Source organism: Microbacterium sp. LWS13-1.2, assembly GCF_040144835.1.
Taxonomy (GTDB): domain Bacteria; phylum Actinomycetota; class Actinomycetes; order Actinomycetales; family Microbacteriaceae; genus Microbacterium.
In genome coordinates, this window is the sequence record NZ_CP151632.1 from 3,832,209 (window position 1) to 3,847,941 (window position 15,733).

At 70.8% G+C, this 15,733-nt stretch carries 14 protein-coding genes; all 14 read left to right on the forward strand.

The window, feature by feature from the left end; genetic code table 11:
- Positions 1 to 119 precede the first annotated feature (119 nt).
- The 14 genes from MRBLWS13_RS17700 (at position 120) to MRBLWS13_RS17765 (ending at position 15,729) form a co-directional block, all read left to right on the forward strand.
- Entirely contained in the window at positions 120 to 1,430 is a 1,311-nt protein-coding gene (locus MRBLWS13_RS17700; RefSeq protein ID WP_349426635.1) for a DUF6350 family protein, read from the forward strand.
- Positions 1,431 to 1,439: 9 nt separating this feature from the next.
- Entirely contained in the window at positions 1,440 to 2,042 is a 603-nt protein-coding gene (gene purN, locus MRBLWS13_RS17705; RefSeq protein ID WP_349426636.1) for a phosphoribosylglycinamide formyltransferase, read from the forward strand.
- 27 nt (positions 2,043 to 2,069) lie between these two features.
- A complete protein-coding gene (gene purH, locus MRBLWS13_RS17710) occupies positions 2,070 to 3,674 on the forward strand; it encodes a bifunctional phosphoribosylaminoimidazolecarboxamide formyltransferase/IMP cyclohydrolase (RefSeq protein ID WP_349426637.1) in 1,605 nt (534 codons plus the stop codon).
- 135 nt (positions 3,675 to 3,809) lie between these two features.
- Positions 3,810 to 5,207, forward strand: coding sequence for an RDD family protein (locus MRBLWS13_RS17715; RefSeq protein ID WP_349426638.1), 1,398 nt, complete (start codon positions 3,810 to 3,812; stop codon positions 5,205 to 5,207).
- A 21-nt stretch (positions 5,208 to 5,228) separates the two neighbouring features.
- Entirely contained in the window at positions 5,229 to 9,758 is a 4,530-nt protein-coding gene (locus MRBLWS13_RS17720) for an FtsK/SpoIIIE domain-containing protein (RefSeq protein ID WP_349426639.1), read from the forward strand.
- A gap of 109 nt (positions 9,759 to 9,867) precedes the next feature.
- Positions 9,868 to 10,155 carry a WXG100 family type VII secretion target gene (locus MRBLWS13_RS17725; RefSeq protein WP_308868145.1) on the forward strand — a complete coding sequence of 96 codons (288 nt, stop codon included), beginning with the start codon at positions 9,868 to 9,870 and terminating at the stop codon, positions 10,153 to 10,155.
- 94 nt (positions 10,156 to 10,249) lie between these two features.
- Positions 10,250 to 10,543 carry a hypothetical protein gene (locus MRBLWS13_RS17730; RefSeq protein WP_349426640.1) on the forward strand — a complete coding sequence of 98 codons (294 nt, stop codon included), beginning with the start codon at positions 10,250 to 10,252 and terminating at the stop codon, positions 10,541 to 10,543.
- A 4-nt stretch (positions 10,544 to 10,547) separates the two neighbouring features.
- The gene (locus tag MRBLWS13_RS17735) at positions 10,548 to 11,756 is read left to right on the forward strand and encodes a hypothetical protein (RefSeq protein WP_349426641.1); all 1,209 of its coding nucleotides are present in this window, start codon (positions 10,548 to 10,550) and stop codon (positions 11,754 to 11,756) included.
- A 60-nt stretch (positions 11,757 to 11,816) separates the two neighbouring features.
- Positions 11,817 to 12,434 (forward strand): hypothetical protein, encoded by a 618-nt coding sequence (locus MRBLWS13_RS17740; RefSeq protein ID WP_349426643.1) that lies wholly within the window; start codon positions 11,817 to 11,819, stop codon positions 12,432 to 12,434.
- 1 nt (position 12,435) lies between these two features.
- Entirely contained in the window at positions 12,436 to 13,053 is a 618-nt protein-coding gene (locus MRBLWS13_RS17745; RefSeq protein ID WP_349426644.1) for a hypothetical protein, read from the forward strand.
- Positions 13,050 to 13,826 (forward strand): hypothetical protein, encoded by a 777-nt coding sequence (locus MRBLWS13_RS17750; RefSeq protein ID WP_349426645.1) that lies wholly within the window; start codon positions 13,050 to 13,052, stop codon positions 13,824 to 13,826. The genes MRBLWS13_RS17745 and MRBLWS13_RS17750 overlap by 4 nt, the downstream gene beginning before the upstream one ends.
- A gap of 103 nt (positions 13,827 to 13,929) precedes the next feature.
- Positions 13,930 to 14,217, forward strand: a complete 288-nt coding sequence (locus MRBLWS13_RS17755) for a WXG100 family type VII secretion target (protein ID WP_308868145.1) — start codon at positions 13,930 to 13,932, stop codon at positions 14,215 to 14,217.
- Between the two features lie 85 nt (positions 14,218 to 14,302).
- Entirely contained in the window at positions 14,303 to 14,605 is a 303-nt protein-coding gene (locus MRBLWS13_RS17760) for a hypothetical protein (RefSeq protein ID WP_347978301.1), read from the forward strand.
- Positions 14,602 to 15,729: a hypothetical protein gene (locus MRBLWS13_RS17765; RefSeq protein WP_349426646.1), complete on the forward strand. Its 1,128-nt coding sequence runs from the start codon at positions 14,602 to 14,604 to the stop codon at positions 15,727 to 15,729. The genes MRBLWS13_RS17760 and MRBLWS13_RS17765 overlap by 4 nt, the downstream gene beginning before the upstream one ends.
- The last annotated feature ends 4 nt before the right edge of the window (positions 15,730 to 15,733 follow it).

The following is a 15,733-nucleotide window of genomic DNA, read 5'->3' on the forward strand; positions in this document are numbered from 1 at the left end:
CCTCCGACCTGAAAGGGTAGTCGTTCGCCCGTGAACCTGAGGATTCGCTGGACGGATGCCGCACCACGGCGCGGACGCGCCCGGGACGCCCGCGCCCCTCGAAGTAGGGTCGATGGCGCATGCATCGCCTCATCGTCGCCCTCCTTGCCACCGTCGACGCCGCCATCGCGGTCGCCGTCGGCCTTGCCGCGACCCTCGCTCCGCTCACCCTCCTCTGGGTCTTCGGGTTCGGCGGCGGCGCGGACTGGGGAGTGCTGTGGCCGTCCGCCGTCTCGGTATGGCAGATCGGCAACCTCGTGCCCCTGCACATCGCCCTGCCGCCCGAGTACCTGGCGGCCACGGGCATCGACACGGACGCGGCATCCTTCGTCCTGTCCCTCGCGCCGCTGGCGTTCGCCTCGTTCACGGCGATCTTCGCCGCCCGCTCGGGGGCGCGCGCCTCGCATGCGGACGCGTGGCTCACCGGTGTCCTGACCTCGACGGTCCTGTTCGCCGCGTTGGCGACGGGCGCCGCGCTCACCGGCGCGAACGACGTCGCGCAGGTCGAGACGTGGCAGGCGATCCTCATCCCGACGCTCGTGTTCGCGCTCCCTGCGCTCGTCGCGGCGATCGTCACCGAGTGGTCGGAGGCGGGTTCCGGCGCGGTCGCGCGGCTGCGCGATCGCGCGCAAGAGCTGCCCCACGGATGGGGCGACGTGCCGGCGCTGGTCGCGCGGGGCTCCGCCGTGGTCGTGGTGGGTCTCATCGGCGTGGGCGCCGCGGTCGCCGCTGTGGCGCTGTTCGCACGTGCCGGGCAGATCGTGGCGCTCTTCCAGGCCGGCGACGTCGACGCGCTCGGCGCGGCGGTGCTCACCATCGCGCAGCTCGCCTACGTCCCGACGCTCGCCGTGTGGGGTCTCAGCTTCGTCGCCGGACCCGGGTTCACGGTGGGCGAGGGCACCGCCGTGTCTCCTGCGGGCACGCAGGTCGGCGTCGTCCCGGGACTGCCCGTGCTCGGCGCCGTGCCGGATTCCACCACGTCATGGCTGCTGCTGCTCGCGCTTCTGCCGATCGCGGTCGGCGCGCTCGCCGGGTGGATCGCCCGCTCGAGGCTCCTCCACATGGGCGAGGAACCGGTGGCCGTCGCGGCCGAGGATCCGATCGGCGCCCGCCTGGTGGTCACCGCGGGCATCGCGATCGTCGCCGGAGGCGCGGCCGCGCTCCTCGCCTTCGTCGCCTCGGGTTCGCTCGGACCCGGACGGCTCGCGCAGCTCGGCCCCGAACCCGGTCCCGTCGCCCTTGCCGTCGGGCTCGAGGTGCTGCTGGGTGCGGCGATCCTGCTCCTCTCGCCCCGCCGCGCGTCGGGCGCCGTCTCCACGCCGGAGGCGACGACCGAGCCCATCGACCTGCCCCGGTCGACGCCGCCCGGCGACAGGAACGGTTCCGAGTAAGCTGATCGGGTGCTCACGGTCGCCGTCCTCATCTCGGGCACAGGGTCGAACCTGCGCGCTCTGCTCGACGCGGCGGCCGAGCCCGAGTTCCCCGCTCGCGTGGTCGTGGTCGGCGCCGATCGCGAAGCCGAAGGGTTCGCGCACGCCGAGGAGTACGGCATCCCGACCTTCATGGTCCCCTTCGCGCAGTTCGCCAGCCGTCAGGAGTGGGGCGCCGAGCTCGGTGCCCAGCTCGCTGTCTGGCGGCCCGACCTCGTCGTACTGAGCGGTCTCATGCGGCTCCTCCCCGCTGATCTCGTCGACGCGTGGTCGCCACGCATCATCAACACCCACCCGGCGTACCTGCCGGAGTTCCCCGGTGCGCACGGCGTGCGCGATGCGCTCGCCGCGGACGTCGCGCAGACGGGGGCGAGCGTGATCATCGTCGACAACGGGGTCGACTCGGGGCCGATCCTCGCGCAGGAGCGGGTTCCCGTGCTCCCCGGCGACGACGAGCATGCCCTGCACGAGCGCATCAAGCCCGTCGAACGCCGCCTGCTGATCGACGTGGTGCGCCGCGTCGCCACCGGCGACCTCGACCTCGCGGCGGTGTCCGCGAGCGCCCAGCTCTGACCCCTATCCCCACCGAGGAGATCCGCCATGGCCGGACCGAGCCACGACCCCGCCCTGTATCGCACCCGCGACGTCGTCCCGGTCCGCCGGGCGCTCGTGTCGGTGAGCGACAAGACCGATCTGCTCGCCCTGGGCGAGGCGCTCGCCGCGGCGGGCGTCGAGATCGTTTCGACGGGCGGCTCCGCCACCCTGCTGCGTGAGGCCGGTCACACCGTGACCGACGTGTCGAGCGTCACCGGGTTCCCCGAGTCGCTCGACGGCCGCGTCAAGACGCTGCACCCGAGCGTGCACGCCGGCCTCCTCGCCGACCTGCGCCTCGAGGACCACGAGCGCCAGCTCGACGAGCTCGACATCGCGCCGTTCGAGCTGGTCGTGGTGAACCTCTACCCGTTCGTCGAGACCGTGCGCTCGGGCGCCCAGGGCGACGACGTCGTCGAGCAGATCGACATCGGCGGCCCCGCCATGGTGCGTGCGTCGGCGAAGAACTACGCCAACGTCGCGATCGTCGTCTCGCCATCGTCATACCCGGCCGTGATCGAGGCGGTCCGTGCCGGGGGCACGAGCCTCGCGCAGCGTCGAGAGCTCGCCGCCCGCGCGTTCGCCCACACCGCCGAGTACGACCGCGCGGTCGCCACCTGGTTCTCGGAGGGGACGCTCACCGAGGAGGACCTGCCCGCGCACCTCACGATCAAGGCCGAGCGCCTCGCGACGCTCCGCTACGGCGAGAACTCGCACCAGTGCGCGGCGATCTACACGCGCAACGGCGGCCACGGCATCGCCCAGGCGACCCAGCTGCAGGGCAAGGAGATGTCGTACAACAACTACGTCGACGCGGATGCGGCGCTCCGGGCCGCGTTCGACATGGTCAAGCCGGCGGTCGCGATCATCAAGCACGCGAACCCCTGCGGCATCGCCGTCGCGGCGCCCAACGCACTCGACCCGATCGCAAGCGCGCACCTGCGCGCCCACGAGTGCGACCCCGTCTCGGCCTACGGCGGCGTGATCGCCGCCAACGGCACGGTGACGCTCAAGATGGCCGAGAACCTCAAGGACATCTTCACCGAGGTCATCGTGGCGCCCTCGTTCGAGCCCGAGGCGCTCGAGGTCTTCAAGGCGAAGAAGAACCTGCGACTGCTGCAGCTGCCGCAGGACTGGCAGCAGGAGCGCATGGACGTGCGCCTCGTCTCGGGCGGGCTGCTGCTGCAGGACGCCGACCGGTTCCCCGACGACATCGAGTCGGTCGCGAAGGACTGGCAGCTCGTGTCGGGAGAGCGCCCGGCCGACGAGGACATGACGAACCTCATCTTCGCGTGGAAGGCCTGCCGGGCTGTGAAATCGAACGCGATCGTGCTCGCCAAGGGCTCCGCGACGGTGGGCATCGGCATGGGCCAGGTCAATCGCGTCGACTCCTGCCGACTCGCCGTCGAGCGCGCCGGCGACCGCGCCGCGGGCTCGGTCGCGGCATCCGACGCGTTCTTCCCGTTCGCCGACGGACCGCAGATCCTGCTCGACGCCGGCATCTCGGCGATCATCCAGCCCGGCGGCTCGGTGCGCGACGACGAGGTGATCGCCGCCGCCCAGGCGGCGAACGTCACCATGTTCTTCACGGGAGAGCGCCACTTCTTCCACTGAGACGACCGTCGCTCGGGGCGGGTCGGCGCCGCCGCCCGCGTGGGTATGGGTCCATTTCCCCATGTCCCCGCTCCGGGCGGGAGCAGCGGCGTCCGCCGGATAGGGTCGATGCGGAGCGTTCGCCAGGAGGATCCGGTGATTTGGGAGATCGACGACTCGACACACGCCGTCGAGGGCCTCGATGGACGCGGTCGGCCGAGGCCGGAGTACGCCGCGTCCCTCGGGCTGCGCATGGCGCCCTTCGGGCGGCGCGTGCTGGCGACATCGATCGAGCTGGGCATCCTCGTGGTGCTCCAGCTGCCGCTGCTGCTCGTCTCGCTTCCGGTGCTCCTCAACGCCGCCGCGTCCGCCGACCCGGCCGCAGCGCTCACGGACGCCGGCAACCTCGGCCTCGTGATCGCGTGCGCGGCCGCGTCATCGGCCTTGACGACCGCGTTCGTCGTCCTGCAACTGGTCCTGCACGGCCGCAAGGGCACCACGGTGGGCAAGGCCGCGACCGGCATCCGCTCGGTCAACGTGCGCACGCTGGAGCGGCCCGGATTCTGGCGCGGCGCGGTCGTGCGGTACCTGGTGCTCGGAGCCAGCTTCCTCGTCCCCCTCGTCGGACCCGTCCTCGTGATCGCCTGCTCCCCGCTGTTCGACCCGGAGCGTCGAGGGCGCGGATGGGCCGACATGGCGGGCGCCACCTGGTTCGTGGACGCGCGGAACGGCCTCAACCCCTACGACGCGAAGCGCATGCGGATCGCCCGCAAGACGGCGGCGACGGATCTCGCCGACGAGCGCAGCGAGCTGCCGTCGCTGGCGACCTCGGCGGTGGCCCCTGGCTCCGGCGCCTACATCCCCGTGACCCGCAGCAGCGGGGGAGTCGTGGGCGCGCCCCGCGGGGAGGCGTACACCGCGGGCGCCGCGCCGGGCGGAACGGATGCCGCGGCCGTCGCACCGAGTGCAGCGGCCGTGGATCCTGGTGCCCCTGCCGCGGGAGCGGCGGCACCAGCGACCCGCGAGCCGGTCCATCCCGCCGTCGCCTCGCCGACGGGGGCGGCGGCAGCCGGCCCCGGCGTCCCCTGGACACCGCCGCGGCTGCTGCCGGACGCGGCGCCGCCCGCCGGACCGCCGCGGCCCGCTGCCGCGCGTCCTGCCGCGCGGGCACGCCCCGGCACGCCCGCCGTCGCCGCGCCGCCGGTGGCAGATGCGTCGTCGTCCCCGGCCGTCGTGCTGGAGTTCGACACCGGCGCGCGCATCGCCCTCCCCGGTGCCGGCATCCTGATCGGACGCGATCCCTCGCCCGCGCCGGGCGACAACGGGCTCACCCTCGTCCCGATCGAGGATCCGACGAAGTCGATCTCCAAGACCCATCTCGCGCTGCTGCGCACGGGCGGCGCCATCATCGCTGTCGACCGTGCATCGACGAACGGCAGCGCGCTCATCCGCGATGGCGCGGAGCACTCCCTTCCGCCCGGTCAGGGGGTCACGGTCCGCAGCGGCGACACCCTCCTGCTGGGCGACCGGCGAGCGCTCATCCGCATCGGCTGACGCAGACCCCGAGGACAACGCATGAGACTCAGACTCACACTCCAGCGGCGAGACGCGCAGCAGATCGACATCGTCGTCACCTCCGACACCACGGCGACCGTGCAGGACGTGGCCAGGCACATTGTCGACACCGACCCGGCTCGCGAGACGTCCGCCTCTCCGCGCGATGTGCTGACACTCAAGGTGGCACCGCCCACCTCGTCGACCTTCACCATGCTCGCGCCCGACATGCTGATCAGCGACGCCGCCGTCGGCTCGGGCTTCATCGCATCGATCGTGAACCTCGGAGAGGACTACGTCGCGTCGCGGGCGGTCGGCGGTCCACCGGCCGCGATCCTCTCGGTCGTCGGCGGCCCGCTCGTCGGACGCGAGTTCCCGCTGCCGCGCGGCCACTTCACCATCGGGCGCGCCGCCGGCAACGACATCGTGCTCGACGATCCGCTGATCTCCAAGGTGCATGCGCGCATCGAGGTCGGCGGTTCGGTCGAGCTCGTCGACCTGAACTCGGCCAACGGCATCGTGGTCGACGGCGGTCTGGTCCAGCGCCTCCGCGTCATCCCTGGGCAGCGGTTCTCGCTCGGCGACACCGACGTGGTCGTCCGCATGGTCCAGGACTTCGCGCCCGTCGAGCAGGACCCGGTGCTCGAGCGCGGCGGATCGCTGCTGTTCAACCGCAGCCCGCGCGTCGAGCCTCGCTACATCGGGGAAGAGCTCCCGGAGCCGCGGATGCCGAAGGATCCGGTCACGCGGCTGTTCCCGTGGCCGATGCTCGTCGCACCGCTCATCCTCGGCATGGCGCTGTTCGCGATGAACGGCAACCCCCGGTCGCTCCTCGTCGTCATCATGTCGCCGCTGATGCTGCTCGGCAACTTCATCTCCCAGCGCACTCAGGTGGGCCAGCGCGCCCGCAAAGAGACGGAGATCTTCGAGCGCACCTTCGAGGAGCTGGAAGAGACGCTCTACCGCGAGCGCCCGCGCGAGCGCGAGATCCGCAATGCGGAGGCGCCGCCGGTGGCGGTGGTGTTCGAAGAGGCGATGCGGCTCGGCCCGATGCTGTGGACGCGGCGTCCAGAGCACTGGAACTTCCTCTCGGTGCGGCTGGGCATCACCGAGGCCCCGTCGCGCACGACGGTGAAGCGATCCGAGACGCCGGAGGCACTGCAGGAGTTCGTCGATCGCGTCGACCGGCTGCGAGACCGCTACCGCACCATCGACGGCGTGCCGGTGCTGGAGTCGCTGCAGAGCGTGGGCGTGATCGGCGTCGCCGGCGGCGACCGCGAAGCCGCCGATGCGCTGCGCGGCCTGTGCGTGCAGCTGTTCGGCCTGCACTCTCCCAACGAGCTGGTCGCCATCGCGCTGACCGAGCCCCGCTGGGCGACGCAGCTCGAGTGGCTGAAGTGGCTGCCCCACACCTCCAGCGAGCGCAGTCCGTTCCGCGACATGCCCCTGTCGGACTCGGCGTCGACCGGCGCGGCGCTGCTGTCGGGCCTGGAGGAACTGGTGATGCAGCGGTCGAAGGCCGCATCGTCGCCACGACTGCCCCTCGCCGACGACTGGGATCCGATGCGCTACGGCACCGATGTGCGCCGCGCTGCCGAAGAGGCCACGTTCCCCGGCCAGACGGCGGTCGTCGTCATCGTCACCGCCGACGCGCCCGTCGACCGGGCCCGGCTGACCCAGGTGCTCGAGCGCGGCGCCGACGTCGGCGTGTACGGACTGTTCGTCGCCCCCATGGTCGACGCGCTGCCCGCGGTGTGCCGAAGCTTCCTCGACGTCACGAACGGGCTCGAGCGTGCGCGCGCGGGGACGGTCCGCAGCGGTGTCGACTATCCCGAGACGGCGGTGGAGGGAGTCTCGAACGAGCTGATGACGGTCCTCGCGAAGCGGCTCGCGCCGGTGGTGGACTCCAGCACGGTGATCGAGGACTCGTCCGACATCCCGAACTCCGTGATGTTCCTCTCCCTGGTCGGATCGGAGATGGCCTCGGAGCCTTCCTTCGCGATCGAGCGCTGGCGCGAGAACAACACCATCCTGGATCGCTCGGGCGCGGTCCTCCCGCGACTGAAGAAGGCGGGCACGCTGCGCGCGATCGTCGGCCAGGGCGCCACGGACGCGATGGCGCTCGACCTGCGGACGCAGGGCCCGCACGCCCTGGTGGGCGGCACCACCGGAGCCGGCAAGTCCGAGTTCCTGCAGGCGTGGGTGCTCGGCATGGCGGCGGCCCACAGCCCCGACCGCGTCACGTTCCTGTTCGTCGACTACAAGGGCGGCTCGGCATTCGCCGACTGCGTCGATCTGCCGCACTGCGTCGGCCTCGTGACCGACCTGAGCCCGCACCTCGTCCGCCGCGCGCTGACGAGCCTGCGCGCCGAGCTGCACCACCGCGAGCACCTGTTCAACCGCAAGAAGGCCAAGGACCTCCTCGAGCTGGAGAAGCGGCGCGATCCCGACACGCCGCCCGCGCTGGTGCTCGTCATCGACGAGTTCGCCGCGCTCGCGGGGGAGGTGCCGGAGTTCGTCGATGGCGTCGTCGACATCGCCCAGCGAGGCCGATCGCTCGGCATCCACCTGATCATGGCCACCCAGCGCCCTGCCGGGGTGATCAAGGACAACCTGCGCGCCAACACCAACCTGCGCGTCGCGCTGCGCATGGCCGACGAGTCCGACTCGAAGGACGTCGTCGGCGATCCGGTGGCGGCCCGCTTCGATCCCGGCATCCCCGGTCGCGGGATCGCCAAGACGGGGCCCGGTCGTCTCGTGTCGTTCCAGTCCGCCTACGCCGGCGGATGGAGCAGCGACCAGGCGCCCGCGGCGGACGTCGCCGTCGCCCAGCTGCGGTTCGGCTCGGTGCAGCGGTGGGAGCTCCCCGACTCGGGCGAGTCCGACTCGCACGACGTCGACCCCGGCCCCAACGACCAGAAGCGGCTCGTGGCGACGCTCGTGGCGGCCGCCGACGTGGCGGGCATCCCCGCGCCGCGCCGTCCGTGGCTCGACGACCTCGAGACCACGGTCGACATCCGCCAGCTGCGGGCCGGGCGCGCCGGGTTCATCCTGCTCGGCAAGCGCGACGTCCCCGAGCGTCAGCTGCAGGAGCCGGTGTACTTCGAACCCGACCGCGACGGGTCGCTGCTCGTGTACGGCACCAGCGGATCGGGCAAGTCGACGGTGCTGCGCACCGTCGCGATCGCAGCGGCGACGGGCCGCCGCCCGGAGAACGTGGCCGTGTACGGGCTAGATTTCGGCGCCGGCGCGCTCAAGAGCCTCGAGGTGCTGCCGCACGTCGGCTCGATCATCCCCGGGGACGACGCCGAGCGCGTGCAGCGCATCATGCGGTCACTGGGAGCCATCCTCGACGACCGGGGCAAGCGGTTCAGCGCCGCCAACGCGTCGAGCATCGCCGAATACCGCGAGCTGACGGGTCGCGACGAGGCGCGCATCATCATGCTCCTGGACGGTCTGCCGCAGTTCCGCGCGGAGTGGGAGTCCACGACCGCGCGCATGCCGTTCTATCAGGCGTTCATGCGCATCCTGGGAGAAGGCCGCCCCCTCGGCGTGCACGTCGTCGCCACGGCCGACCGGTCGGGATCGGTCCCGACCGCCATCAGCTCGAACGTGTCCCGCCGCGTCGTCCTGCGACTCTCGGACGAGAACGCGTACGCCCTGCTCAACGCGCCGAAGGACGTCCTCGACGAGCGATCGGCGCCCGGACGGGCCATCGTGGACGGCTTCGAGACCCAGATCGCGGTGCTCGGCGGAACGCCGAACGTGGCGGAGCAGACCAAGCTGCTCACCCAGTGGGCGCAGGATCTCCGTGTCGCGGGCGCGCGCGAGGTCGAAGAGATCGGGTCGCTGCCCACACGGCTGCAGTCCACGGCCATGCCGGATCGCATCGGCGACTTCCCCGCGCTCGGCGTCGCCGAGGACACCCTCGCGGCGCGCGACTTCGATCCCATCGGCACCTTCGTGGTGACGGGACCGCCGCTGTCGGGCAAGACGAACGCGATGAAGGCGCTCATCACCTCGATGACGCGCTTCGATCCCGGCGTGCGGCTGTTCCACTTCGGCGGCCGCCGCTCGCAGCTCAAGGAGTTCGCGCCGTGGATGCGCAGCGCGACGACCCCCGACGAGGCGAAGGACCTCGCGACCGAGCTCGCCGACCTGGTCGGCGACGAGTCGCTCGAGGCGCGACTCCTGATCGTCATCGAGGATGTCCCGCAGTTCGCCGACACGCCGGCCGAGCGCCCGCTCAAGGCGCTGTTCCAGGCAGTCAACCGCAGCGAGCACCTGCTGATCGGCGATGCCGACGTCAGCCAGATCGCCAGCGGGTTCGGGCTCATCGGCGACTTCAAGGGCGGCCGCAAGGGCATCGTGCTGCGTCCGGACGCCTTCGACGGCGACGCCATCTTCAAGGTGCCGTTCCCGAAGGTCAAGCGCTCCGACTTCCCGGAGGGCCGCGGCATCTTCGTCCAGTCGGGGCGCGCCGTCACGGTGCAGATGCCGCTCGTCGAGGGATCCACGCTGGAGGTGCCGCAGACCGCGGTCCAGCGATGACCTGGGGACCGGCATGGGGAATGGTCCCCATCGTGGTCGCAGGCGGGGTTTCGCTAGCTTGGAGTCATCGGCCCGGGGTGGGTCGTGAATCTGAGTGAGGGAGTTGACGATGGCCGATTTCGGTGCTTCGTATGCGGAGATGGAGCAGGTGGCGTCGTCGCTGTCGCAGGCTCGTGATGACATCCAGGGCCAGTTGGACTCGTTGAAGAGCCAGGTGGACACGCTGCTGGGTGAGGACTTCAAGACGCAGCACGCTTCGGGCAAGTTCGGTGAGGGTTACACGGAGCTGACGACGGGTCTGAAGGGTGCGGTGGACGGCATCAACGACATGTCGGAGTCGCTGCTCGGCATGATGCGCGCGATCCAGGACCTCGACCAGCAGCTCGCCGGCGGCTGAACCACCTCCATCGCCGGTGCGGCGGGCTTCGCGCCTGCCCGCCGCACGGCGACGGTGACGGTGACGGCGGCGCACGACAATTTGAGGAGTGACGGTGGGGGTCAAGGTCAGCTATGACGATCTCGGCGACCTGAGCACGCAGCTCAAGCACATCATCGACGAGTTCGAGAGCGCGGGCAGCAGGCGACGGGATCTCGAGGACGCTGTCGAGACGCCGTACGACAAGGACGACCTGAAGGACGCGGCCCACGACTTCGAGGGCCGGTGGGACGACCGTCGCAAGCGGCTCATGGACAACTGCAAGGGCGTCGCCGAGCACCTCGACGGCGTGATCGCCGCCTTCAAGGACTTCGACGAAGACGCGGCACGCAAGTCAGAGAACGGATGACGGAATGACCACGCCTTACATGCCGTCGCACACGCCGGCAGGCACCCTGATCGAGAAGCTGCGCGGCGACGCCGGCGACGTCCAGACGCGGGGTCAGCAGATCGTCGACCTCGCGAGCGACATGTCGAGCGCATGGAACCTCATCTCGCGGCTCGTCGATGACGGCGCCGACATGGAGGGGCAGTCCATCGAGAAGCTCCGCGAGCTGTGCGGCAAGGTCAGCAGCGATCTGTCGGAGGCCGCCGAGCTCTACGACGCCGTCGGCCCCCACATCCTGACGTACGGCAAGGAGCTCGAGACGTCGAAGGGCGTCATCGACCCGCTCGTCTCGGATCTGCTGGATCTGTGGGAGGAGTACTACACCCTCAGCCGCACCGCCGACACCGCCGAAGGTGCGGTGCCGAACGAGCCCGACGACGACGCGGACGCTGACGAGCAGTCGGCGTACGACACCGCCTCGGCGAACGCCGACGAGAAGCGCGGCCTCGCCAGCGCCAAGCACGCGGACTGGGTGGAGAAGGCGGGGGAGTACGACACCGCCTGGGACAGCTGGTTCGATGCGTTCGACACCGCCGCGAAGAACATCCGCGAGGGCGTCAGCGGCAAGATCGAGGACGACTGGAAAGACGACCTCCGCGGCGCGCTCGACTTCCTGGCGAACGTCCTGGCGGTTGCGGGAATCGTCCTCGCCGTCCTCGCCATCGTGGTGGGCGGCCCCATCATCCTGGCCCTCGCGGCCATCGTGGCGGTCGCGACCCTCGCTGTCGCCCTCACCCGCAAGCTCGCCTTCGACGACGGCAGCTGGTGGGATGTCGCCTTCGGCGTTCTCGGCGTCATCCCGTTCATCGGCCCCGCCGCCCGCACGGTCCGCGGCCTGGGCTCGGCATCGGGATGGCGCGCGCTGGGGACGGCGTTCGGCGACGACGCCCTGCGGCTGACCGGCATGAACGCCGCCTCCTTCGACGACTGGGCGTCGGGTCTCAACGCCTTGCGCGGCACGACCTTCGCCGACAAGGCGGCGGACTTCTCGGCCGCGCTGTTCTCGGGCAAGAACATCGACGACTGGGCACGCATGGGCTCGACCGGGCGCGACGCGCTCGCCACGGTCGGCACCGTCTGGGTGGCGCAGTTCCAGATCGTCGGCCAGATCAAGGACGCGAGCGGCGGCGCCTTCTCCGGCTCGTTCGACCCTGACCAGAACCCGTTCTCGTGACATGCACCGTGCGGCATCGCACGGCGCGGAACGGGGGCCCGGGGATGGGAGACTTGTCGGGTGAGTGACCTGCGTGCTGAATTGAGGGGCACGGTGGCCCCTGCCGTCCCGCAGTATCGGATGCTGCTGCCGCTGGGCTGGCAGTCATACGACGTGACCGCCGATACCGAGCGGGAACTGCTGGGCGCGGCGCGGACGCGTCTTTCGCAGGCCGGTCGACCGGATCTCGCGTCGGGTCTCGCCGTCCAGGTGGGGGATGCCTTGCGCAGCCTCCGTGCGCAGGACGCGTTCGCGTTCGCGCTGGCCGGCGAGACCGCGCCGTCCTGGGCCCTCGGAGAGGCGAGTCTCGTGGGGCTCCGGCGCAAGTCCACCCCCGAGATCCCGCTGGACGCCGTGGTCGAGGACGCCGTCCGCAACCGGGGCGGCATCGCGATCGGCGAGGGGCATCGCATGGTGCGCTGGACCGAACGTCGTCCGGTCACGCTCGAGGGCGTCGCAGCGGTCTCGTTCCTCATCAACTACCTCATCCCGATTCCTGGAACCCGGCGGACGCAGGCCGTGCAATGGACGGCGACCGTCGCCCATGCGGCCGACATGGCCGAGGACGACCCGGTGCTGCTGGCGTGGGTCGCGCTCTTCGACCACCACGTCGCCACCTTCACGTGGAGCACGCGCTGACATGCAGATCAACCTTCGACACGATCCCGAGCGCAGCCTCCCCGTTCCTCATGTCGAGCGGTCCGCCGACGAGCGCGCGCTCTGGGCACGGGAGACCGCCTACGCCTTCGCCGCACGCGAGGGATTCGACGACGCCACGGCGGAGCGCATCACCGCGGCGCTGAACGACATCGCCGGCGCGACCGGCGACGACCGCCGGAACCTGCTCCTGATCGGGGCGGATGGTCGCGTACTGGCGCCGTTCACCGTGTTCGCGGCATCCGAACCGCTGGCCGAGCCCGAGCAGGCTGCCTTCCTGTGGTCGGCCTCGGCACTGCTGCCGCCGACCACCGAGGTCGTGGAGTCGGCGCAGCTGGGCGCCGGGATCTCGGTGACGCTGCTCGAGCGTCATGACGATCACGACTACGGATTCCGGCGCTGGCTCTTCGTCGGGCAGAACGCCACGCTCGGCGCCGTGCTCGGTCCTGTCGCACCGTACGGCCTGGCGTTCGTGGAGGACTCTGCGGGCGGCATCCTGCACGAGTCGGTCCTCGAGGGCTTCCTGCCGTCGGCCGACCGCACGCGCGTCGAAGCGCTCGATGCCGCAGTGGTGCGAGCGGGAGAGGACTGGCCGCTGTGAGCGATCGCACCCTGACAAGCCTCGTCGACGAGGTCGACGAGTGGGGTCCCGTGGACTGGTGGCGGCTCGAGCTGCGCTCGTTCGTCACGGCGCCCTACGCGCAGCACGCCCTCGTCGTGCTGGCCCCGAAGGAGGCGGTGCGCGCGGAGCATCGCGGCGTCCGTGCAGGAAGCTGCCTGCAGTCCCTCGCGTACATGTTCCTGCTGGTGGCCCCGCTCGTCGGGGCGGCGGCCATGCTCCGCTGGGTCGTCGGCGGAAGCGCGTTCGACTTCCCTCTCGCCTTCGCCGGCGTGCTCACGCTCATCTCGTTCCTCGCCACCGCATGGAGCGAGTACCAGCGCTACCGTCATCCCCGCGCCGTCGCGCAGTCGGGAATCCGCACGACCACGCTGATGCACATCGTGCCCGGCCTGTTCACGGCGCTCATCGCCATCACCGCGGGGCGCGAGCTTCTGGGCGACGGCACCTGGGTCTGGCTCGTCGTCATCCTGGCCGACGTGGTGGTCTACGCGGCGATCCTCGTGCGAGGCGTGACCATCAAGGGCGGTCCGCAGAACCCGCACGACAATGTCGACCAGAGCATGAAGGAGATCCCGCCGTCGACGCTGACCGGGATCATGGCCGAGCGGGATGCCGCGATCGACCTGCTCGTCGCACGCGGCAAGATCACCGCCGACGTCGGAGCAGAGGCCCGTACGACGGCACCGGGGTGGCTCGCGCTCACGCTCGCACCGGAGGCGGGCTCCGCCTATTACCGCCCTGATCAGGCCTGAATCTCTGAATGGGGAATGGTCCCCATGGGCTGATCGCGTCATGCCGGTTACCGTGGAGTCATCGGCCCGGGGTGGGTCGTGAATCTGAGTGAGGGAGTTGACGATGGCCGATTTCGGTGCTTCGTATGCGGAGATGGAGCAGGTGGCGTCGTCGCTGTCGCAGGCTCGTGATGACATCCAGGGCCAGTTGGACTCGTTGAAGAGCCAGGTGGACACGCTGCTGGGTGAGGACTTCAAGACGCAGCACGCTTCGGGCAAGTTCGGTGAGGGTTACACGGAGCTGACGACGGGTCTGAAGGGTGCGGTGGACGGCATCAACGACATGTCGGAGTCGCTGCTCGGCATGATGCGCGCGATCCAGGACCTCGACCAGCAGCTCGCCGGCGGCTGAACCGCGCTCACACCACAAAGCTCGAGAGCCTGACCGGAGCGCCGCGCGCAGCGGCCTCCGGTCGGGCCGTTTCGGAGGGAATGCGATGACGGACGTGAGGATCGACTTCGACGCGATGAGCGCGAGCCGGCATGCGTACGCCAACATGCGGACGATGCTGGAAGACGCCACCGGCGCGCTTGCGAACGTGTCGGGTTCGGCGGTGCCGCAGGACGAGCTGCGACGGCGACTCGAAGACCTTCACGGGTCGTGGGGCGGGGGCATGAAGAAGCTCGCACGCTACGCGGAGGACGCCGGTGCCGGCCTCGAGGGCATCCTCGAGGCGTTCCAGGGACTGGACTCCGAGCTCGGCGCGAGCATGGTGCCACAGGAAGGAAGCTCGGCGTGACCGATTTCACCGCGCTCGGCTTCGACCCCGCACCCGGCGACATCGCGACGCTCGACGGCTATCTCGACGCACTGTCGGCGGGCTGCGACGGCGTCGACGACGCTCTGTCGATGCTCGACGGCGGCGACGACGCCGACTGGGTCGGCCTCTCCGCCACGGCGTTCCGCGCCTCCATGAGCGAGGACTTCCGGCCGCAGCTGTCGGACACCGGCGAGGCCCTGCGGACCTCGCGGAACGCGCTCCGCACCTGGACCACCCAGCTCACCTCCTTCCAGCAGCGCGCACGCGTGCTCGCCGAAGAGGCGGATGCCGCCGCCGCCCGGATCGCTTCGTGCGAGAACGCGCATGCCACCGCACTGGAGCACAAGGACGACGACGCCGCCGATCCCGACGCGGTGTCGGATGCGGCGCTCGCGCTCGGCAGCGCCGACGCCGAGCTCGAGGAGATCCGCGCCGCGGCACGGGCACTGCAGACCGAGGTCGACGACGAGGCCGCTGCGGCCGCGCGTTCGCTGAACGACGCCGGCGGGATCCTCGACGACTACGCCGGCAACGCGTTCTCGAACTTCTTCGGCGACGCCGGGGAGTGGCTCGCCGACACCGGCGCCTGGCTCATGGACAACGTGGTGCCGATCCTGGAGGACATCCTCCGGGCGGCCCTTCCGGTCATCGCGATCCTGTCGCTCTTCTTCCCGGCGCTGGGCGCCGTCGCGCTGATCATGTCGGGTATCCTGGTGGCGATCGACGGACTTCAGGCGCTCACCGGGCGTGGGGACTGGACGGACTTCGCGGTCGGCGCGCTCGGGATGCTCGCGGGCGGCGCCCTCGGCATGGCGGCGAAGTCGCTCATCGGTCCGGGCGGGCAGGTGCTGATCCCCTCGATCCAGCGCATGACGCCGGCGCTGGCCGGCGGCGGGACCGCGGCCGGATCGCTCGCTGTCGCGCTCAACGTGAACATGCAGAACATGGTCTCGAACACCTACTGGATGACCTCGCAGGCCAAGGACGCGCACGACAACGGCCAGAGCTTCGTCGAGAGCCTGAGCGGTCCGTGGCAGAACCTGGGGGAGCGCGTGGACAACACGATCCGCGGCAACGGACCCCGCACCGACGAGGAGCTCTGACCCC

Excerpts from the sequence above, each read along its gene's own strand:
- MRBLWS13_RS17745 (WP_349426644.1), top strand. The coding sequence starts at position 12,436 with ATGCAGATCAACCTTCGACACGATCCCGAGCGCAGCCTCCCCGTTCCT.
- MRBLWS13_RS17760 (WP_347978301.1), top strand. The coding sequence starts at position 14,303 with ATGACGGACGTGAGGATCGACTTCGACGCGATGAGCGCGAGCCGGCAT.
- MRBLWS13_RS17700 (WP_349426635.1), top strand. The coding sequence starts at position 120 with ATGCATCGCCTCATCGTCGCCCTCCTTGCCACCGTCGACGCCGCCATC.
- MRBLWS13_RS17735 (WP_349426641.1), top strand. The coding sequence starts at position 10,548 with ATGACCACGCCTTACATGCCGTCGCACACGCCGGCAGGCACCCTGATC.
- MRBLWS13_RS17755 (WP_308868145.1), top strand. The coding sequence starts at position 13,930 with ATGGCCGATTTCGGTGCTTCGTATGCGGAGATGGAGCAGGTGGCGTCG.
- MRBLWS13_RS17720 (WP_349426639.1), top strand. The coding sequence starts at position 5,229 with ATGAGACTCAGACTCACACTCCAGCGGCGAGACGCGCAGCAGATCGAC.
- purH (WP_349426637.1), top strand. The coding sequence starts at position 2,070 with ATGGCCGGACCGAGCCACGACCCCGCCCTGTATCGCACCCGCGACGTC.
- MRBLWS13_RS17725 (WP_308868145.1), top strand. The coding sequence starts at position 9,868 with ATGGCCGATTTCGGTGCTTCGTATGCGGAGATGGAGCAGGTGGCGTCG.